Origin of the sequence: Streptomyces sp. NPDC096040 (genome assembly GCF_040303265.1) — a bacterium.
Classification (GTDB): Bacteria; Actinomycetota; Actinomycetes; order Streptomycetales; family Streptomycetaceae; genus Streptomyces.
In genome coordinates this window covers 103,675-122,695 of the sequence record NZ_JBEOTA010000012.1, presented here as the reverse complement: position 1 = coordinate 122,695, position 19,021 = coordinate 103,675, and the positions used below count along the sequence as shown (strand labels likewise).

Genomic DNA, 19,021 nt, shown 5'->3' with positions numbered 1-19,021 from the left:
AACTTCCCGGAGATTAGCGGGTGGTTCGAACTCGCATCCAGGTGTCGCCACAACTGTGGCCAATTTCGGCCGCCAACGGGCATGAAATGCCACGATAGTTGACATGCCTCTGAGTGGGGCAGCAGGATCACATCGCCGCGAGAAGGCCGCATAGGCAAGAGGGGTGACCTCCCGATGGCATATCAGGCAGGTGGGCGGCGGCCGGTGCCGCGGCCCGTCCCCGAGAGTCTTGAGGCCCAGGCATATCTCCAGGACTACGCGTTGCTGCTGGACGCGGTTCCCTTCCCGTCCCTGGTGGTGGACCACCGCTGGGACGTGGTGCTGGCCAACGGCGCGTTCGAGACACTTTTCGGGGGGGTCGCCCCGCATCCCACCGCCATGCCCGGGGACAACTTCCTCCGGTTCGTCCTCTTCCACCCGGACGCCGGCTCGGTGCTCGACGCGCACGAGTCGGGCTGGTGCCTGCCGATGCTGGCCCAGTTCAAGACCACCCTGGAGCGGTACGCCCACGACCACGAACTCCTGTCGATCCGCCGGGAGATCGCCCAGGACCCCATCATGGAGGCCGCCTTCCGCCACGGCCTGCCGCACTGGCTGCGTGCGGTCGGCGAGGAGGGCGCCCGGCTCGACGGTGCCGTCCGGCCGGTGCTGCACCCGGACCCGTTGGTGGGCGCCACCGAGTGCCGGGTAGTCGGCGAGACTCCCAGGACACTTCACGACATGGGCTACGCGCGTTACACCCTGGTGCTGCGCGTCGCCCCCCGCCCCGCCGCCGCCCCGCGCCGCTCCCGCCGGCCCGGCGGTCTGGGCGCCCACCTGACCGTGGTCCCCGCCCCCGACGCCTGACCCGGCACCGTCGGCGTTCAGGTCGCCGACGGCGCCGGGCCGGACGCCCGCACCGGCGCTGCCCGGGACGAGCGCACCGGCTTCTACCCGGGGCGCCCGTATCGGCTTCTGCCGAGGCGCCCGTATCGGCTTCTGCCGAGGCGCCCGCGTCGGTTTCTGCGGGGACGCCCGTATCGGTTCCTGCCGGGACGTCCGCACCGGCTCCTGCCGGGACGTCCGCGTCGGCTCCTGTCCCGGACGTCTCCATCGGCTCCACCGGGGATATCCCCCTCGGCTTCTGCCGGGGCGCCGGAATAGGCTCCTGCGGGGACGTCCCCTTCGGTTTCTGCCGGGGCGTCCGCATCGGTTTCTGCGGGGGCGTCCGCGTCGGGTTTCTGCGGGGGCGTCCGCTGCGGGGACGCCCGTATCGGTTCCTGCCGGGACGTCCGCACCGGCTCCCGCCGGGGCGTCCGCGTCGGCTCCTGTCCCGGACGTCTCCATCGGCTCCACCGGGGGATATCCCCATCGGCTTCTGCCGGGGCGCCCGTATCGGCTTCTGCGGGGATGTCCGCGTCGGCTCCTGCGGGGACGTCCCCATCGGCTTCTGCCGGGACGTCCGCACCCGCTTCTACCGGGGCGTCCGCGTCGGCTTCTGTCCCGGACGTCTCCATCGGCTCCACCCCGGACATCGCTGCCGTCACCTACCTCGGGCACCCCCCGCCTACCCGCCCCGGGCACCGTCACCGGTCCGGACGCGGGTTCTGTGTCAGGCCGCGGCCACCGCCAGGACGAGTGGCACGCCCCGGCAGGGCACCAGCCGCAGCGCGCCGAACGTGCCCGGTCGCCCGCTCTCCAGTACGGCAGCGAAGTCCGGCCCCTTGGTCAGCGAGCCGGCCAGATGCGCCGGGTCCGCCGACGCCGCCACCCGGCCGCGGGCGTTGACCAGCCGGGCGGGGCCGGGCAGCGCGCGCAGCAGGGGCAGCGCGGCCGCCTCGAAGTGCCGTAGGTACACGTCGGCGGCGGCCACGCCCAGGAAGCGGCCCGCCCGTTCCACCGGCGCGGACAGGGTGAGGCTGTACTCGTCCGAGCAGAGGTAGTCGACGTACGGGCCGGCCACCGCCCGCCGCCCGGTGTCCCGGGGCAGTGTGAACCAGTCCCAGTGCGTGTAGTCGGAGTAGGCCGACGTGCGCGGGTCGAGGTCGAGGAGCAGCGGCCGTACGTCCCCGTGGGCGTCGGTCTGCCACCACTCCAGCCAGGCCGGGACGTCGGCCAGCAGTCCGGGCGCGGCGACGAAACCTACACCGGAGACCAACTCCTGCCGGGCCAGGCGCAGATGGAGCCCGGGGCGCAGTGCGGCCAGGTCCGCGGTCACCGGCCTGCGGCCCTCGGCGGCCACCCGGGCCAGCAGCGCGGTGGTGTCGGCGCGGGTCTGCGCGACGGCGCCGAACACCGCCTCCAGGGCGCGGCCGACCCGCTCGGCCACATACTCCTCGGTGGTGTCCAGCGTCCTGGCCACGGGAGTGGAGGGGACGGTGCCGCGGCTCATGCTGCCCTCCGGCGGACGGGGGAGCGGGTGGCGGCGCGGCTACAGGGCAAGCCGCAGGGCGATGAGCCGTGCCGTCGAGTCCCGCACGCACCGCTCGGCCAGCTCCCTGGCCGATGCGTCCGCCCCATCCTGCACGGCCGAGATTACGGACCGGTGACGGTCCGCCACCTCTTCACGATATTCGTCGTCGCCGAGCACAAGGCACAGCAGCGCCCCGGTCTCCGTCTGGAGGGCGACCTGTTCCCGGGTGAGCCGGGCCGACTGGGCGGCGGCGGCCAGCTCCACATGGAAGCGGCCGTAGAGCCGGCACCGTCCCGACGCGCCCGGGGCCCTGCGCAACTCCTCGGTAGTCCGGAGGAGTTGGTCCAGGTCGTGGTCCTCCGTGCGCTGTGCGGCGAGCTGGGCGGCGGTGCCGGACAGGGCCGCCCAGTGGTCGCCGAGGTCGCGCAGTTCCTCGGGGCTCCAGCCGCGCAGCCGCTCCATGAGCCGCTCCTGGCCGGGCGTGTCCGGCAGCGACACGAAGCTGCCGCCGCCGCGGCCCCGGCGGGTGACGACCAGGCCCTGCTGGCGCAGTGCCATCAGCGCCTCCCGCAGGGTCACCGTGGACACCCCGAGCTGTCCGGCCAGCTCCGTCTCGCCGGGCAGTTGCTCCCCGTCGGCGAGCAGGCCGAGCTCGATGGCGTCGCCGATCCGGCGTACGACGGCGTTCACCCGGGCCCCGCTGTCCACCGGGGCGAAGACGGCCTTTCGGGCGCCGCCGTCCGTCTGCTGCTGTTTCACGGCCCACCACCCTGTGCGTTGACCCAAGCTTTACCTCAGAAGGGTCTTGAGCTTTGAACTATGACTTCATATCTTTCCGATCATCAAGTCCAACGCCAGAGAGCGCCAGAAAGGTTCCCGCCCATGGAGGCCAGCGCGATCCGGTTGCGGGATCTGCGGAAGTCGTTCGGCGACACCAGCGCCGTGGCAGGAGTCGACCTGGAGATCCGCGACGGCGAGTTCTTCTCGATGCTCGGCCCCTCCGGCTCCGGCAAGACCACCGTCCTGCGTCTGATCGCCGGCTTCGAGACCCCTACCTCGGGCGTGGTCGAACTCGCGGGGCAGGACGTCACCCGCCGGGCCCCCTTCGAACGTGACGTGCACACCGTCTTCCAGGATTACGCCCTGTTCCCGCACATGAACGTCGAGCAGAACGTCGCCTACTCCCTCAAGGTCCGCCGGATCCCCAAGGCCGAGCGCCTGGTCCGCGCCCGCAAGGCCCTCAACGAGGTCCGCCTCGACGGCTTCGGCGGCCGCCGCCCCGCCCAGCTCTCCGGCGGCCAGCGCCAGCGCGTCGCCCTCGCCCGCGCCCTCGTCGGACGACCCCGGGTCCTACTGCTCGACGAGCCCCTCGGCGCCCTCGACCTCAAGCTGCGCGAGCAGATGCAGCTCGAACTCAAGGCCCTGCAACGGGAAGTGGGCATCACCTTCGTCTTCGTCACCCACGACCAGGAGGAGGCCCTGACGATGAGCGACCGCGTCGCCGTCTTCCACCAGGGCCGTATCGAACAGGTCGGCACCCCCGCCGAGATCTACGAACGCCCCGCCACCGCCTTCGTCGCCTCCTTCGTCGGCACCTCCAACCTGCTCACCGGGGACACCGCCCGGCGCGTGCTCGGCGAGAGCGGCACCCACAGCATCCGGCCCGAGAAGATCCGGGTCCTCAAGGAGACCGCGGCCCCGGGCGAACCCGGCCACGCCGACACCGTCGGCACCGTCGCCGAGGTGGTCTACCTCGGCGACGCCACCCGCTTCCTGGTCGACCTGGACGGCGGCGGCCGGCTCACCGCGCTCCAGCAGAACCTCGACACCTCCGCCGAAGACGTCGCCGCCTACCGCGGCTCCCGCGTCCGGCTGCGGTGGCAGCGCCGGCACACCGTCCACGTTCCCGGCTGATCCGCCGTTCCTCACGTCTGGAGTACGTCGTGCGCCTCACCCGTCCCCTCACCGCGGCCGCCGCCGTAGCCCTGCTGCTGGCCGCCACCGCCTGCGGCTCCTCCGGCTCCGGCTCCTCCACCGGACTCAACCCGCCCGACCTCAAGCCCCTGGCCAAGCTCGGCAAGAGCGAGGGCGCCGTCAACCTGATCGCCTGGGCCGGCTATGTCGAGGACGGCTCCGACGACCCCAAGGTGGACTGGGTCACCGACTTCGAGAAGCAGACCGGCTGCCAGGTCCACTCCAAGGTCGCCGCCAGCTCCGACGAGATGGTCAAACTGATGAAGACCGGCGAGTACGACGCCGTCTCCGCCTCGGGCGACGCCTCCCTGCGCCTGATCGCCTCCGGCGACGCGGCCCCGGTCAACACCAAGCTCGTACCGAACTACAAGGACGTCTTCAGCGGCCTGAAGAACGGCGCCTGGAACTCGGTCAAGGGCCAGATGTACGGCATCCCGCACGGCCGTGGCGCCAACCTGCTGATGTACAACACCCAGAAGGTGACCCCCGCGCCCACCTCCTGGTCGGCCGTCTTCGACGACGCGGCGAAGTACAAGGGGCATGTCACCGCCTACGACTCGCCGATCTACATCGCCGACGCGGCCCTGTATCTCAAGGCCACCAGGCCCGAGCTGAAGATCAAGGACCCGTACGCCCTCGACCAGAAGCAGTTCGACGCGGCCGTCGCCCTGCTGAAGAAGCAGAACGCGGACATCGGCGAGTACTGGAGCGACTACCTCAAGGAGATCTCCGCCTTCAAGAGCGGCGACTCCGTGATCGGCACCAGCTGGCAGGTCATCGCCAACCTGGCCGCCGGCGAGGGCGCCAAGATCAAGGCCTTCGTGCCCAAGGAGGGGTCCACCGGCTGGTCCGACACCTGGATGGTCTCCGCCAAGGCCAAGCACCCCAATTGCGCCTACAAGTGGCTCGACTGGATCGTCTCCCCGAAGGTCAACGCCGAGGTCGCCGAGTACTTCGGCGAGGCCCCGGCCAACGCCAAGGGCTGCGCGCTGACCAGCGACAAGAACTTCTGCACGACCTATCACGCGGCCGACGAGAGCTACTGGAAGAACATCGCCTTCTGGAACACGCCCATCGAGCAGTGCCTCGACGGACGTACCGACGTCAAGTGCGTGCCGTACGCGAAGTGGGTGCAGGCCTGGACCGAGATCAAGGGCTGAGCCATGACCGTGCTCACCCGGACCGCGGGGGCGCTGCACCGGCGCCCCCGGCTCCGCCTCGCCCTGCTGCTGACCGCACCGCTGCTGTGGCTGGCCGTGCTCTACCTCGGGTCCCTGGCCGTGCTGTTCGTCTCCGCGTTCTGGACGACGGACTCCTTCACCTCCGAGGTGGTGAAGGTCTGGTCGACCGACAACTTCCACGAGCTGGTCACCACACCGGTGTTCCGGCAGGTGGTCCTGCGCAGCGTCGGCGTCGCCCTCGCGGTGACCGCCCTGTGCGCGGTGATCGCCTTCCCGGTCGCCTTCTACACCGCCCGGGTGGCCAGGCCGAGCCGACGCCCGCTTCTGGTGGTCGCCATCCTCACCCCGCTGTGGGCCAGTTACCTGGTCAAGGTGTACGCCTGGCGGCTGATCCTGTCCGAGGGCGGGCTCGCCGACTGGCTGCTGAAACCCCTCGGACTGAGCGGGCCCGGCTTCGGCCTGCCGGCCACCGTGCTCACCCTGACCTATCTGTGGCTGCCGTACATGATCCTGCCGATCCACACCGCCCTGGAGCAGCTGCCCGACAACCTGCTGGACGCGTCCGCGGACCTCGGCGGCCGCGCCGGGCGGACCTTCCGTTCCGTGGTCCTCCCGATGGTGCTGCCGTCGGTCGCCGCCGGGTCGGTGTTCACCTTCTCGCTCAGCCTCGGCGACTACATCACCGTGCAGATCGTCGGCGGCAAGACCCAGCTCATCGGCAACCTCGTCTACGCCAACATCGAACTCAACCTGCCCATGGCCGCAGCCCTCGCCACCGTCCCGGTCGTCGTCATCGTGCTGTACCTGCTCGCGATGCGCCGCACGGGCGCGCTGAGCAGCCTGTAGAGGAGCCCCCCGTGCAACTCTCCCGTTCCGCGCGGATCGCGGTGCGCGTCGCCGCCGGGTTCGGCTTCTCGGTGATCTACGTGCCGTTGCTGCTGGTCCTCGTCAACTCCCTGAACCCCGACCGCAGCGCGAGCTGGCCGCCGCCCGGCCTGACCACCCGCTGGTGGTCGGCGGCCTGGCGCAGCTCCGGTGCCCGGGACGCCCTGTGGACCTCGGTGAAGGCGGGGCTCGGGGCCACCGCGATCGCGCTGGTGCTCGGCACGCTGATCGCCTTCGCGGTCGCTCGTTACCGCTTCTTCGGCCGGGACGCCCTCTCGTTCGTGGTCGTCCTGCCGATCGCCCTGCCCGGTATCGTCACCGGCATCGCCCTCAACTCGGCCTTCAGCACGGTCCTTCAGCCGCTCGGCGTCGGACTCGGCCTGTTCACCGTGGTCGTCGGACACGCCACCTTCTGTGTCGTGATCGTCTTCAACAACGTCGTCGCCCGGCTGCGCCGCACCTCCGGCACCTACGAGGAGGCGGCGGCCGACCTGGGAGCCGACACCTTCCGCACGTTCGCCGACATCACCTTCCCGCTGGTGCGCTCGGCGCTGCTCGCGGGCGCACTGCTCGCCTTCGCGCTCTCCTTCGACGAGATCGTGGTCACCACCTTCACCGCGGGACCGGGCGTCCAGACCCTGCCGCTGTGGATCTACGACAACATGACCCGCCCCCAGCAGGCACCGGTGGTGAACGTGGTGGCGGCCGTGCTCGTGCTGCTGTCAGTGGTCCCGATCTACGTCGCCCAGCGGCTGTCGGCGGACACAGCGACGGGCAGCCGCGTCTGACCCCGGCTCCTCCGGCTTACGCAAACAGCTTGCGTAACTTGCGCTAGTCTTGCGACCATGACGCGACGACTTGCGGAAGTGGCCAAGAAGGTCGGGGTCAGCGAGGCCACGGTCAGCCGGGTACTCAACGGCAAGCCCGGGGTCTCCGAGGCTACCCGGCAGGCGGTGCTCTCGGCCCTCGACGTCCTCGGCTACGAGCGCCCCACCCAACTGCGCGGCGAACGCGCCCGGCTCGTCGGTCTGGTCCTGCCCGAACTGCAGAACCCCATCTTCCCGGCGTTCGCCGAGGTCATCGGCGGCGCGCTCGCACAGCTCGGGCTCACCCCGGTGTTGTGCACCCAGACCAAGGGCGGGGTCTCCGAGGCGGACTACGTGGAGCTGCTGCTGCAACAGCAGGTCTCCGGGGTGGTCTTCGCCGGCGGGCTCTACGCCCAGGCGGACGCGCCGCACGACCACTACCGGCTGCTCGCCGACCGCAACATCCCGGTGGTGCTGGTCAACGCGGCCATCGAGCACCTCGGCTTCCCGGGCGTGTCCTGCGACGACGCGGTGGCGGTGGAGCAGGCCTGGCGGCACCTCGCCTCCCTCGGCCATGAGCGCATCGGGCTCGTCCTCGGCCCCGGCGACCACGTCCCGTCCGCCCGGAAGCTCGCCGCGGCGCGGGCGATCGGCGACGTCCCCGACGACTTCGTGGCCCGCGCGATCTTCTCCATCGAGGGCGGCCACGCCGCCGCGTCCCGGCTGATCGACCGGGGCGTCACCGGCATCATCTGCGCCAGCGACCCCCTTGCGCTCGGCGCCATCCGCGCCGCCCGCCGCAAGGGGTACGAGGTCCCCTCCCGTATCTCCGTCGTCGGCTACGACGACTCGGCCTTCATGAACTGCACCGAACCCCCGCTGACCACCGTCCGCCAGCCCATCGAGGCCATGGGCCGCGCGGCCGTCGAGCTGCTGAACGTGCAGATCGGCGGCACCGCCGTACCGCCGGAGGAGCTGCTGTTCGAGCCGGAGCTGGTGGTCCGCGGCTCCACGGCGCAAGCGCCCAAGGTTTGAGATCCAGCAGATCCAAGCTGCTGTCAACTAATTACAGATTCTGCGCGACATCTTGCGGACACCTGTCACCGGTGCTTGAGTGTGCGGCGCCCACCGGTCCCGGTGCGGCGCCCACTGCTCCTGTTCTGGGGGGTCCACCGATGTCCAGCACCGGGTTCCGCCGTGCTCTCGTCGCGATAGGTGTCTGTTCGTCCCTAGCGCTCTCGGCCTCGGCATGCGGGTCGAGTGACGACGGCGCGGGAAGCGGCAAGACGCGTATCACCGTCAACTGCGAGCCGCCGAAGAGCGCCAAGGTCGACCGCACGTTCTTCGATCAGGACATCGCCGATTTCGAGAAGAAGAACCCGGACATCGACGTCGTCGCGCACGACGCGTTCCCCTGCCAGGACCCGAAGACCTTCGACGCCAAGCTGGCCGGCGGCCAGATGGAGGACGTCTTCTACACGTACTTCACCGACGCCAAGCACGTCGTGAACATCAACCAGGCGGCCGACCTCACGCCGTACCTCAAGGACCTGAAGAGCTACGACACCATCCAGAAGCAGCTGCGGGACATCTACACCGTGGGCGGGAAGGTCTACGGCATCCCGCGGACCGGATACAGCATGGGGCTGATCTACAACCGCGCGCTCTTCCAGAAGGCCGGTCTCGACCCCGACAAGCCGCCGACGACCTGGGAAGAGGTCCGCGCCGACGCCAAGAAGATCGCCGCTCTCGGCAACGGGACCGTCGGATACGCCGACTACAGCGCCCAGAACCAGGGCGGCTGGCACTTCACCGCCGAGCTGTACTCCCAGGGCGGCGACGTCGTCTCCGCCGACGGCAAGACGGCGACCGTCGACACTCCCCAGGGCCACGCCGTCCTGCAGAACCTGCACGACATGCGCTGGACCGACAACTCGATGGGCAGCAAGCAGCTGCTGATCATCAACGACGTCCAGCAGATGATGGGTTCGGGCAAGCTCGGCATGTACCTCTCCGCCCCGGACAACATCCCGATCCTGGTCAAGGAGAAGGGCGGCAACTACAAGGACCTCGCCCTCGGCCCGATGCCCGGCGGCCAGGGCACCCTCATCGGCGGCGACGGCTACATGTTCAACAAGAAGGACACCCCGGAGCAGATTCGCGCCGGCCTCAAGTGGCTCGACTCCATGTTCCTCACCCCGGGTGACGGCTTCCTCGGCGACTACGCCCGCGCCAAGAAGAACAACGCACCCGTGGGCCTGCCCGAGCCGCGCCTGTTCACCGGCGCCGCCGACGCCAAGGACCAGCAGGTCAAGAAGGCCAACGCCAACGTCCCGGTGGAGAACTACCAGGCCTTCCTGGAGGGCAACCACTCCCTCCAGATGAAGATCGAGCCGCCCGACGCCCAGCAGATCTACTCCGTCCTCGACGGCACCGTCTCCGCCGTCCTCACCAAGAAGGACGCCGACATCGACCAGCTCCTCAAGGACGCCAACGAGAAGATCGACGGCATCCTGGCCCGGAGCTGACCCACGATGACGAAGACGGCCGCACGACGACCCGCCTCGGCCGCGGTCGCCGTACGACAGCTCCCGGCGCCGTCCCCGGCAGGGGACCGGAGGCGGCGCCGGTTCCTCGACCAGGCCCGTGCCTACGGCTTCCTGCTCGGCGGACTGATCTGCTTCGCCCTGTTCTCCTGGTATCCGGCGATCCGGGCGGTCGTGATCGCCTTCCAGAAGTACACGCCGGGCTCGCCCCCGGAATGGGTCGGCACCGCCAACTTCACCCGGGTCCTGCACGACCCCGAGTTCTCGGCGGCCTGGCGCAACACCCTCACCTTCACGCTGCTGGCGCTGCTGATCGGCTTCGCGATCCCGTTCGTCCTCGCCCTGGTCCTCAACGAACTACGGCACGCGAAGGCGTTCTTCCGCGTCGTGGTCTACCTCCCGGTGATGATCCCGCCGGTGGTCAGCGCCCTGCTGTGGAAGTGGTTCTACGACCCCGGTGCCGGCCTCGCCAACGAGACGCTGCGCTTCCTGCACCTGCCCACCTCGAACTGGTCGAACGGCGCCGACACCGCGCTCGTCTCCCTGGTGATCGTGGCCACGTGGGCCAACATGGGCGGCACCGTCCTGATCTACCTGGCCGCCCTCCAGTCCATCCCCGGCGAGCTCTACGAGGCCGCCGAACTCGACGGCGCCAACCTCCTCCAGCGCATCCGGCATGTGACGATCCCTCAGACGAGGTTCGTCATTCTCATGCTGATGCTCCTTCAGATCATCGCCACCATGCAGGTCTTCACCGAACCGTTCGTCATCACGGGGGGCGGCCCGGAGAACGCAACGGTCACCGTGCTCTACCTCATCTACAAGTACGCCTTCCTCTACAACGACTTCGGCGGCGCCTGCGCCCTCAGCGTCATGCTCCTGGTGCTGCTCGGTGTCTTCTCCGCCGTCTATCTGCGGCTGACCCGCTCCGGGGAGGACGGATGAGCAGCGCCACCCGAACCCTGATCTCACCGGCGACCCTGGCCCGCCCGCGCGGGAAGGCGATCTACTGGACCGTCTTCACCGGTGTCGTCCTGCTCTTCGCGCTCGCCTTCCTGTTCCCCGTGTACTGGATGGTGACCGGCGCGATGAAGTCCCCGGACGAGGTCGCCCAGACCCCGCCCACCCTGATTCCCCACCACTGGCACCTGACCGGGTACACCGACGCCTGGGACCTGATGCAGCTGCCCCAGCACCTGTGGAACACGGTGGTGCAGGCGGCCGGCGCCTGGGCCTTCCAGCTGGTGTTCTGCACGGCCGCGGCCTACGCCCTGTCCAAGCTCAAGCCGGCCTTCGGCAAGGTGATCCTCGGCGGGATCCTGGCCACGCTGATGGTCCCGGCCCAGGCCCTGGTCGTACCCAAGTACCTGACCGTCGCCGACCTGCCCTTCATCCACACCAGCCTGCTCAACGACCCGCTCGGCATCTGGCTCCCGGCCGTCGCCAACGCCTTCAACCTCTATCTCCTCAAGCGGTTCTTCGACCAGCTGCCCCGTGACGTCCTGGAAGCCGCCGAGATCGACGGCGCCGGAAAGCTGCGCATCCTGTGGTCGGTCGTCCTGCCCATGTCCCGCCCGGTGCTCGGGGTGGTGTCGATCTTCGCCCTGGTCGCGGTGTGGCAGGACTTCCTGTGGCCGCTGATGGTCTTCTCGGACACCGACAAGCAGCCCATCAGCGTGGCCCTGGTCCAGCTGTCGCAGAACATCCAGCTCACCGTGCTCATCGCCGCGATGGTGATCGCCAGCATCCCGATGGTCGCGCTGTTCCTCGTCTTCCAGCGGCACATCATCGCCGGAATCAGCGCGGGCAGCACCAAGGGCTGACGCCCTTCCTCCGACGACAGAAAGGCACGCACGTGGGACAGCCCAGCCATGCCCCGAAGGACCACGACTGGTGGCGTTCCGCCGTCATCTACCAGGTGTACGTCCGCAGCTTCGCCGACGGCGACGGCGACGGCACCGGCGACCTCGCGGGCGTCCGCGCCAAGCTGCCGTACCTCGCCGAACTGGGCGTGGACGCCCTCTGGTTCAACCCCTGGTACCTGTCACCGCTGAAGGACGGCGGCTACGACGTCGCCGACTACCGGGCCATCGACCCGGCCTTCGGCACCCTCGCCGAGGCCGAGAAACTCATCGCCGAGGCGGGGGAGCTGGGCATGCGGACGATCGTCGACATCGTCCCCAACCATGTCTCGGACCAACACCCCTGGTTCCAGGCGGCCTTGGCGGCAGGTCCCGGCAGTCCCGAGCGCGAGCTGTTCCACTTCCGCCCAGGGCGTGGCGCGAACGGCGAACTCCCGCCCAACGACTGGCCCTCCCAGTTCGTCGGCTCCACCGAACCGGTGTGGACACGGCTGCCGGACGGCGACTGGTACCTGCACCTGTTCACCCCCGAACAACCCGACCTCAACTGGGCCCATCCGGCCGTCCGCCAGGAGCACGAGGACATCCTGCGGTTCTGGTTCGAGCGGGGCGTCGCCGGCGTGCGCATCGACTCCGCCGCCCTGCTCGCCAAGGACCCGGACCTGCCCGACCTGGCCACGAACCCGCAGCCGCACCCCTTCGTCGACCTCGACGACCTGCATGACATCTACCGCTCGTGGCGGGCGGTCGCCGACGACTACGACGGTGTCTTCGTCGGCGAGGTCTGGCTCCCCGACGCCGAACGCTTCGCCCGCTACCTGCGAACCGACGAACTCCACACCGCTTTCAACTTCTCCTTCCTGTCCTGCCCCTGGGACGCGGACCGGCTGCGGACGTCGATCGACACCACCCTCGCCGAGCACGCCCCGGTAGGCGCGCCCGCCACCTGGGTGCTGTGCAACCACGACGTGACCCGCACGGTCACCCGCTACGGCCGCGAGGACACCGCCTTCGACTTCGCGACCAAGGCCTTCGGCACACCGTCGGACCTGGAGCTGGGCACCCGCCGGGCCCACGCCGCCGCGCTGCTGTCCCTGGCGCTGCCCGGTGCGGTGTATGTGTACCAGGGGGAGGAGCTGGGGCTGCCGGAGGCCGAGATCCCGGCGGACCGCATACAGGATCCGATGTACTTCCGGTCCGGCGGCACCGATCCCGGCCGGGACGGCTGCCGGGTGCCGATGCCCTGGGTCGCCACCCTGCCGTACGCGGGGTTCGGTTCGCGCGAGGAGCCGTGGCTGCCGCAGCCGGCCGGCTGGGCCTCGTACGCGGCCGACCGGCAGCAGGATGACGTGGACTCCATGCTCAGCCTCTACCGCCGGGCCATCGCCGCCCGCCCCGTCTTCGGTGCCGGCCCGCTGACCTGGCTGCCCGCCCCCGAGGGAGTCCTCGCCTTCACCCGCGCCGAGGGCGTGACCTGCGTGGTCAACCTCGCCCCCGCCCCCGCGGAACTCCCCCGTCACGCCCAACTCCTGCTCACCAGCGGTCCGTTGGACGACGAAGGCCGACTGCCGCAGGACACGGCGGCCTGGCTGACGACCTGAGCCGCCGGCACCGCTCGCGCTATCCCCGTCACCCCCACACCGAAGGGATCAGCACATGCAGAGCACCACAGCCAGATGTGTCAGAAGCATGCCGGCCGCGGCGGCCGCTGTCGCGCTCGCCGCCGGCATGCTCGTCGCCATCGCGCCCGCCGCCCACGCGGCCGTGGGCGCGAGCCTGCCCTTCACCTCGGTCGAGGCGGAGGCGGCGACCACCACCGGCACCAGGATCGGCCCGGACTACACCCAGGGCACCCTCGCCTCCGAGGCCTCCGGCCGCCAGGCCGTGCGCCTCACCTCGGGACAGCGGGTCGAGTTCACCGCACCCCAGGCGTCCAACGCCGTGAACGTCTCCTACAGCGTCTCCGACGGCCAGTCAGGCACGCTCAACGTGTACGTCAACGGGGTCAAGCTGGCGAAGACGCTGACCGTCACCTCGAAGTACTCCTACGTCGACACCGGCTGGATCGCCGGCGCCAAGCAGCACCACTTCTTCGACAACGCCCGGCTGCTGCTCGGCCAGAACGTCCAGGCCGGTGACAAGGTCGCCTTCGAGTCCACCGGCACCCAGGTCACCGTCGACGTGGCCGACTTCCAGCAGGTGGCCGGGGCCGCCGCACAGCCCGCCGGGTCGGTCTCCGTCACCTCCAAGGGGGCGGACCCCAGCGGCAACGGCGACTCCACCCAGGCCTTCCGGGACGCCATCGCCGCCGCACAGGGCGGGACGGTGTGGATCCCGCCGGGCGACTACAGGCTGACGTCGTCCCTGAGCGGAGTACAGAACGTCACCCTCCAGGGTGCCGGCAACTGGTACTCGGTCGTGCACACCTCACGGTTCATCGACCAGTCCAGTTCCTCCGGGAACGTCCACATCAAGGACTTCGCGGTGATCGGCGAGGTCACCGAACGCGTCGACTCCAACCCGGACAACTTCGTCAACGGGTCACTGGGTCCGAACAGTTCGGTGTCCGGGATGTGGATCCAGCACCTCAAGTGCGGTTTCTGGCTGATGGGCAACAACGACAACCTGGTCGTCGAGAACAACCGCATCCTCGACACCACCGCCGACGGACTCAACCTCAACGGCACCGCCCACGGCGTGATCGTCCGCAACAACTTCCTGCGCAACCAGGGCGACGACTCCCTCGCCATGTGGTCGCTGTACTCGCCGGACAGCAACTCCAGCTTCGAGAACAACACCATCTCGCAGCCGAACCTGGCCAACGGCATCGCGATCTACGGCGGTACCGACATCGCCGTCCGGAACAACCTGATCTCCGACACCAACGCGCTGGGCAGCGGTATCGCCATCTCCAACCAGAAGTTCGCGGATCCCTTCTCCCCGCTCGCCGGCACCATCACGGTCGACGGCAACACGCTCGTCCGTGCGGGCGCGATCAACCCCAACTGGAACCATCCGATGGGCGCGCTGCGCGTCGACTCCTACGACAGCGCCATCAACGCCACCGTCAACATCACCAACACCACGATCACCGACAGCCCGTACAGCGCCTTCGAGTTCGTCTCCGGCGGCGGCCAGGGATACGCGGTCAGGAACGTCAACGTCACCGGCGCGACCGTGCGGAACACCGGGACGGTCGTGGTCCAGGCCGAGGCGCAGGGCTCCGCGACCTTCCGTAATGTCACCGCCACCGGCGTCGGCGCTGCCGGTATCTACAACTGCCCCTACCCGGCGAGCTCCGGCTCCTTCGCGCTCACCGACGGCGGCGGCAACTCCGGCTGGTCCAGCACCTGGTCGGACTGCTCCACCTGGCCGCAGCCCGGGCAGAGCAACCCTGCCCCGGACCCGGGCCGGAACCTCGCCAAGGGCCGCCCGGCGACCGCCACCGGCTCGCAGGACGTCTACACCCCCGGCAAGGCGGTCGACGGCGACGCCAGCAGCTACTGGGAGTCCACCAACAACGCCTTCCCGCAGTCGCTGACCATCGACCTCGGCTCCTCCTACGCGGCCCGCCGACTGGTGCTGAAGCTGCCCCCGTCCTCGGCCTGGGGCGCGCGCACCCAGACCGTCACCGTGCTGGGCAGCACCGACGGCTCGAACTACTCGACCGTGGTGGGTTCCACCGGCTACCGCTTCGACCCGGCCACCGGCAACACCGTAACCGTCGCCCTGCCCGGCAGCACCAACCTGCGCTATCTGCGGCTGACCGTCACCGCCAACAGCGGCTGGCCGGCCGCGCAGTTCAGTGAGGTGGAGGCGTATCTGACGTCGTGACCTCCGCCGCCGGGGGAGCCCCGCGTTTCGCCGCCTGGATCTGCTCGTACACATGGGTGCGCGGTTCGGCGAAGCGTGGGGCGACCCGGGTGTGCAACTGGTCGCGCCGGTCCGGCAGATCGGCCTTCAGCTGTTCCTGGACGACGGTCGGGGAGGCGGAGAGGACGATCATCCGCTGGCCCAGGTAGACTGCCTCGTCGATGTCGTGGGTGACGAACAGGATCGTGATCCCGCGCTCCCGCCACAGCCCCCGGACCAGATCCTCCAGATCGACCTGCGGTTCGTAGGCGAGGGCCCGAGCGATCGCGACTCGCTGCTGCATACCGACCGAGAGCTGCCACGGACAGGCGCCGGCGGCGCCCGCCAGGCCGACCGAGCGCAGCGCGTCCAAAACCAGTTCCTTCCACCGCTCGCGCGTCAACCGCTTCTGCCTCAGCGGGAGTTCGAACGTTCTCGGCCACCCGCATCCAGGGGAACAGGCTGCGGCCGTACTCCTGGAAGACGAACGCCATCCCGGGCGGTGATACTCGCCCATGCAATTGATACGTCGTCAGGGGTATTCCCTGCCCGAAGACGACGTGGAAGACGGCGTCAGAACACTCGCCGCTCCGGTGCGGGACCGGAGCGGCCAGGTGGTGGCCGGAGTGACCCTGGCGGTGCACTCCGGCCAGGATGTCCGTCACCGCGGTCCGCCGCGACCTGCTGGCGCCTCTGCTGGCGGCGGTGGCGGGGATCGAGGTGGACCTGCGGATCACAGATCGAGCACCAGGCGCTCCCCTCGGCACCGCGACACACAGATGAGCATGGTCTCCCCGGCCGCCCGCTCCTCCTCGCTGAGCACCGAGTCCCGGTGGTCCGGGGTGCCTTCGAGGACGTCGGTCTCACAGGTGCCGCAGGTGCCCTCCGCGCAGGAGTAGAGCACCTCGACCCCGGCGGCCCGGACGGTGTCGAGCACCGAGACGCCCGGTGCGACGGTGAGGGTACGACCGCTCTGCGCGAGGACGACCTCGAACTGCCCGTCCTCGGCCGCCTGTCGGGCCTTCGGCTGGAACCGCTCCACTCGCAGCACGCCCGCAGGGCAGCGCTCCTCCACCGCGTCCAGCAGTGGCCCCGGACCGCAGCAGTACACGAGGGTGCCGTCCGGAACGTCGTCCAGCACAGGGCCGAGGTCCAGCAGCCCGCTCTCGTCCTGCGGGGCGACGGTGACCCGCTCCCCGCCGTACCGCGCCAACTCGCCGGTGAACGCCATGGACCGCCGGGTGCGCCCGCCATACAACAGCGTCCACTCGGCGCCCGCGGCCTCGGCGGCGGCCAGCATCGGCAGGATCGGGGTGATACCGATGCCACCCGCGACGAACCGGTAGCGGGGGGCCGGCTCCAGGCGGAAGTGGTTGCGCGGTCCACGCACCCGTACCTTGTCGCCGACGCCCAACCGCTCGTGGACGTAGGCGGATCCGCCCCGCCCGTCGGGTTCCCGCAGAACGGCTATGCGCCAGCCAAAACGGTCCCCGGGATCCCCGCACAGCGAGAACTGCCGCTCCAGCTCCGGTCCGAGCACGACGTCGACATGCGCCCCCGGCTCCCAGCCCGGAAGGTCCTCGCCGAGGGGATGCCGAAGAGTGAGGGAGACGACACCGTCAGCCGCCAGCACCTTTTCACGGACGGACAGTTCGGCTTCGTACAGGCTCATGTGGTGCGCTCCGGGGGCTGGTGTCCCTCGGGGTGTCCGAGCATCCACTCCCACATCTCGACCGGGTCCTGCGCGGTGTGCTCGGCTCCGCAGTGACAGGTACCGTGCAGCACGTCGGTGCCCGGCAGCCAGTCGATGCGGTAGATCTCCCCGGTCGGTGTGCTCACAGGACCTTCTCCACGGGCTTGTCGCCCTCCTCGACCAGCCGGGCGAGGATACGGCGGGCGGCGAGGCCGCCGGTGTCGATGTTGATGCTCAGCTCCTGGTAGCCGGCACGCTCCGAGCCGAGCGTCCGCTGAAGGAGGTTGAGGGCGTCCACGTCCTGCATGACCACCGTGTGGTTGTTGCCCCGCAGGAAGTCGGTGACCTCGGGGTCGTCCGTCGCCCAGTCCCGGGAGACCATCCAGAAGTCGTACACCTTGCCGTCCGAGGACGGGGTGATCGCGTAGGTGATCTCGGTGTGGAAGCCGTTCGGATCGCTGCCGTCTGCCTCCGGCAGCACGCCGACCGGCGCGATCCTGCTGTGCAGCAGATACAGACAGGGCGCGTGGTACTCGATGTCCTGCCAGCGGGTGATCCGCCCCTCGATCCCGGTCGAACGGGCGTAGAACGGCGGGCACTCGGCGTCGTCCATGTGCCGGCTGACCCGCACGATCCCGGCGCCCTCGTCGACCTCGGTGGTGATCGGCGTCTCGGCGACCTCCGGGGTGCCTATGTAGCCGCCGTGCAGATAGGTCTCGTGGGAGAGGTCGAGGAGGTTGTCGACGAGGAGACCGTAGTCGGCGTCGATGGGCTCCATGCCCCGTGCGGTCGTCCAGCCGGGGGAGTCGAGGTGCCGGGCGCGCGGGATGGCGTCCGCGTCCGCCAGCCCGGGGTCGCCGATCCACACCCACACCAGGGAGTCCTGCTCGACCACCGGGTGGGAGGCGACCCGGGCGGTGCGGGGGATGCGTTTCTGCCCCGGCACATACACGCACGCGCCGGTCCGGTCGTAGGTGAACCCGTGGTACCCGCACACGATCCGGTCACCGTCGAGTCCGCTCTCCGACAGCGGGTAACGGCGGTGCACACAGCGGTCGCTGAGGGCGACCGGGCTGCCGTCCTCCTCGGCGCGGTAGAAGACGAGCGGTTCCCCGAGAACCGTCCGCCCGAGCAACTCCCGCCCGACCTCCTGACTGTAGGCGGCGACGTACCACTGGTTCCTGGCGAAACTCGTCGTGTGCGGCATGGCTGCGGCTCCCGTCGTTGGGTGATGGCGACATCGTCCGGAAGGGCGTCGCGGCGCCGCAATACCTCTTCCGCCTCACGGAAGGTTTGACATAAAAGGCCTGTTCAGAGGCCTGATCTGAATACGCCTCGGTGCTCGACCTCAGTGAAGGGTGCCGCGATGTCTTCCGTTCTTCGCCTGCGGCTCGTGTCGCCGCAGCTTCGATGATTTGCAACGAATGACCGGTCTAGCTCTGGTCGTTGTCGTGACGGGAGGAGGTCGGGGTCGAATCCGGGTCGAATTCGCCTTCTTTTCGCTCTTCCGGTGAGTCGTTGCAGGTCAACGGCATGATCAGACTTCATGACGCTGGGCCGTGTGAGCGGCTGCCGAACGCGAGGGTCGAGGGGCGGTCACCGGCAGGTTCTTGGTCTGCTGGTGGTACAGGTCTGACACGCTGCTGACCACGGGAATGGTCCGGATCTTGGCTGCCCGGTCAGTGGGCAGGAGCAAAGCGGAGCGCTGCATGGGTTCGGAGTGGGCTTTGCCGTCTGTGGGAAAGCATGGCGAGTCGACAGCGCGCCGTCAGCGGTGGTACGGGCAGGGGTCGACAAGGCGACGGGCCAGCGGCTCATGGACGGCCGGAT

16 protein-coding genes and 2 pseudogenes are annotated in these 19,021 nt (G+C 69.6%); 12 read left to right on the top strand and 6 right to left on the bottom strand.

The annotated features are described in order from the left end of the window. Positions 1-174 precede the first annotated feature (174 nt). Positions 175-846: an MmyB family transcriptional regulator gene (locus tag ABTY98_RS18365; RefSeq protein ID WP_352221947.1), complete on the top strand. Its 672-nt coding sequence runs from the start codon at positions 175-177 to the stop codon at positions 844-846. A 745-nt stretch (positions 847-1,591) separates the two neighbouring features. Here the strand turns inward: ABTY98_RS18365 and ABTY98_RS18360 are convergent. Further along, positions 1,592-2,371 carry a cache domain-containing protein gene (locus ABTY98_RS18360; RefSeq protein ID WP_352221946.1) on the bottom strand — a complete coding sequence of 260 codons (780 nt, stop codon included), beginning with the start codon at positions 2,369-2,371 and terminating at the stop codon, positions 1,592-1,594. A 39-nt stretch (positions 2,372-2,410) separates the two neighbouring features. Continuing rightward, positions 2,411-3,151: a FadR/GntR family transcriptional regulator gene (locus tag ABTY98_RS18355; RefSeq protein ID WP_352221945.1), complete on the bottom strand. Its 741-nt coding sequence runs from the start codon at positions 3,149-3,151 to the stop codon at positions 2,411-2,413. Between the two features lie 123 nt (positions 3,152-3,274). Here ABTY98_RS18355 and ABTY98_RS18350 point away from each other — a divergent pair, with 123 nt between their 5' ends. The 10 genes from ABTY98_RS18350 (at position 3,275) to ABTY98_RS18305 (ending at position 15,480) form a co-directional block, all read left to right on the top strand. Next, positions 3,275-4,306: an ABC transporter ATP-binding protein gene (locus ABTY98_RS18350; RefSeq protein WP_352221944.1), complete on the top strand. Its 1,032-nt coding sequence runs from the start codon at positions 3,275-3,277 to the stop codon at positions 4,304-4,306. Positions 4,307-4,335: 29 nt separating this feature from the next. After that, complete coding sequence (locus ABTY98_RS18345; protein ID WP_352221943.1) at positions 4,336-5,526, top strand: ABC transporter substrate-binding protein; 1,191 nt, start codon at positions 4,336-4,338, stop codon at positions 5,524-5,526. A 3-nt stretch (positions 5,527-5,529) separates the two neighbouring features. Then, positions 5,530-6,393: an ABC transporter permease gene (locus ABTY98_RS18340; RefSeq protein WP_352221942.1), complete on the top strand. Its 864-nt coding sequence runs from the start codon at positions 5,530-5,532 to the stop codon at positions 6,391-6,393. Positions 6,394-6,404: 11 nt separating this feature from the next. Then, a complete protein-coding gene (locus tag ABTY98_RS18335; protein ID WP_352221941.1) occupies positions 6,405-7,220 on the top strand; it encodes an ABC transporter permease in 816 nt (271 codons plus the stop codon). A gap of 57 nt (positions 7,221-7,277) precedes the next feature. Further along, a complete protein-coding gene (locus ABTY98_RS18330) occupies positions 7,278-8,273 on the top strand; it encodes a LacI family DNA-binding transcriptional regulator (protein ID WP_352221940.1) in 996 nt (331 codons plus the stop codon). 140 nt (positions 8,274-8,413) lie between these two features. Next, positions 8,414-9,766 carry an ABC transporter substrate-binding protein gene (locus tag ABTY98_RS18325; protein ID WP_352221939.1) on the top strand — a complete coding sequence of 451 codons (1,353 nt, stop codon included), beginning with the start codon at positions 8,414-8,416 and terminating at the stop codon, positions 9,764-9,766. Positions 9,767-9,772: 6 nt separating this feature from the next. Beyond that, the gene (locus ABTY98_RS18320) at positions 9,773-10,729 is read left to right on the top strand and encodes a carbohydrate ABC transporter permease (RefSeq protein WP_352221938.1); all 957 of its coding nucleotides are present in this window, start codon (positions 9,773-9,775) and stop codon (positions 10,727-10,729) included. Continuing rightward, positions 10,726-11,607 carry a carbohydrate ABC transporter permease gene (locus ABTY98_RS18315; RefSeq protein ID WP_352221937.1) on the top strand — a complete coding sequence of 294 codons (882 nt, stop codon included), beginning with the start codon at positions 10,726-10,728 and terminating at the stop codon, positions 11,605-11,607. Before ABTY98_RS18320 ends, ABTY98_RS18315 begins: the two co-directional genes overlap by 4 nt. Positions 11,608-11,639: 32 nt before the next feature. Next, positions 11,640-13,247, top strand: coding sequence for a glycoside hydrolase family 13 protein (locus ABTY98_RS18310; protein WP_352221936.1), 1,608 nt, complete (start codon positions 11,640-11,642; stop codon positions 13,245-13,247). 55 nt (positions 13,248-13,302) lie between these two features. After that, positions 13,303-15,480, top strand: coding sequence for a discoidin domain-containing protein (locus ABTY98_RS18305; RefSeq protein WP_352221935.1), 2,178 nt, complete (start codon positions 13,303-13,305; stop codon positions 15,478-15,480). Here ABTY98_RS18305 and ABTY98_RS18300 read toward each other — a convergent pair. Next, positions 15,449-16,001: pseudogene (locus ABTY98_RS18300) on the bottom strand (ABC transporter ATP-binding protein); the annotation flags it as partial. The gene ABTY98_RS18305 and the pseudogene ABTY98_RS18300 overlap by 32 nt on opposite strands. A gap of 12 nt (positions 16,002-16,013) precedes the next feature. On the opposite strand from ABTY98_RS18300, the pseudogene ABTY98_RS18295 reads away from it, so the two are divergent. Next, a pseudogene (locus ABTY98_RS18295) lies at positions 16,014-16,088 on the top strand (hypothetical protein); the annotation flags it as partial. A gap of 143 nt (positions 16,089-16,231) precedes the next feature. Here the strand turns inward: ABTY98_RS18295 and ABTY98_RS18290 are convergent. From ABTY98_RS18290 to ABTY98_RS18280, 3 genes are read right to left on the bottom strand one after another with little or no spacing between them, the layout of a single operon-like run. After that, positions 16,232-17,170 (bottom strand): PDR/VanB family oxidoreductase, encoded by a 939-nt coding sequence (locus tag ABTY98_RS18290; RefSeq protein WP_352221934.1) that lies wholly within the window; start codon positions 17,168-17,170, stop codon positions 16,232-16,234. Then, the gene (locus ABTY98_RS18285) at positions 17,167-17,337 is read right to left on the bottom strand and encodes a hypothetical protein (protein WP_352221933.1); all 171 of its coding nucleotides are present in this window, start codon (positions 17,335-17,337) and stop codon (positions 17,167-17,169) included. The genes ABTY98_RS18290 and ABTY98_RS18285 overlap by 4 nt, the downstream gene beginning before the upstream one ends. Further along, complete coding sequence (locus tag ABTY98_RS18280; protein WP_352221932.1) at positions 17,334-18,398, bottom strand: Rieske 2Fe-2S domain-containing protein; 1,065 nt, start codon at positions 18,396-18,398, stop codon at positions 17,334-17,336. The genes ABTY98_RS18285 and ABTY98_RS18280 overlap by 4 nt, the downstream gene beginning before the upstream one ends. Positions 18,399-19,021 lie beyond the last annotated feature (623 nt).

What these genes read in the sequence shown, in the direction of transcription:
- ABTY98_RS18325 (WP_352221939.1), top strand. Translation starts at nt 8,414, where the DNA reads ATGTCCAGCACCGGGTTCCGCCGTGCTCTCGTCGCGATAGGTGTCTGT.
- ABTY98_RS18330 (WP_352221940.1), top strand. Translation starts at nt 7,278, where the DNA reads ATGACGCGACGACTTGCGGAAGTGGCCAAGAAGGTCGGGGTCAGCGAG.
- ABTY98_RS18360 (WP_352221946.1), bottom strand. Translation starts at nt 2,371, where the DNA reads ATGAGCCGCGGCACCGTCCCCTCCACTCCCGTGGCCAGGACGCTGGAC.
- ABTY98_RS18290 (WP_352221934.1), bottom strand. Translation starts at nt 17,170, where the DNA reads ATGAGCCTGTACGAAGCCGAACTGTCCGTCCGTGAAAAGGTGCTGGCG.
- ABTY98_RS18315 (WP_352221937.1), top strand. Translation starts at nt 10,726, where the DNA reads ATGAGCAGCGCCACCCGAACCCTGATCTCACCGGCGACCCTGGCCCGC.
- ABTY98_RS18340 (WP_352221942.1), top strand. Translation starts at nt 5,530, where the DNA reads ATGACCGTGCTCACCCGGACCGCGGGGGCGCTGCACCGGCGCCCCCGG.
- ABTY98_RS18305 (WP_352221935.1), top strand. Translation starts at nt 13,303, where the DNA reads ATGCAGAGCACCACAGCCAGATGTGTCAGAAGCATGCCGGCCGCGGCG.
- ABTY98_RS18280 (WP_352221932.1), bottom strand. Translation starts at nt 18,398, where the DNA reads ATGCCGCACACGACGAGTTTCGCCAGGAACCAGTGGTACGTCGCCGCC.
- ABTY98_RS18320 (WP_352221938.1), top strand. Translation starts at nt 9,773, where the DNA reads ATGACGAAGACGGCCGCACGACGACCCGCCTCGGCCGCGGTCGCCGTA.
- ABTY98_RS18350 (WP_352221944.1), top strand. Translation starts at nt 3,275, where the DNA reads ATGGAGGCCAGCGCGATCCGGTTGCGGGATCTGCGGAAGTCGTTCGGC.
- ABTY98_RS18365 (WP_352221947.1), top strand. Translation starts at nt 175, where the DNA reads ATGGCATATCAGGCAGGTGGGCGGCGGCCGGTGCCGCGGCCCGTCCCC.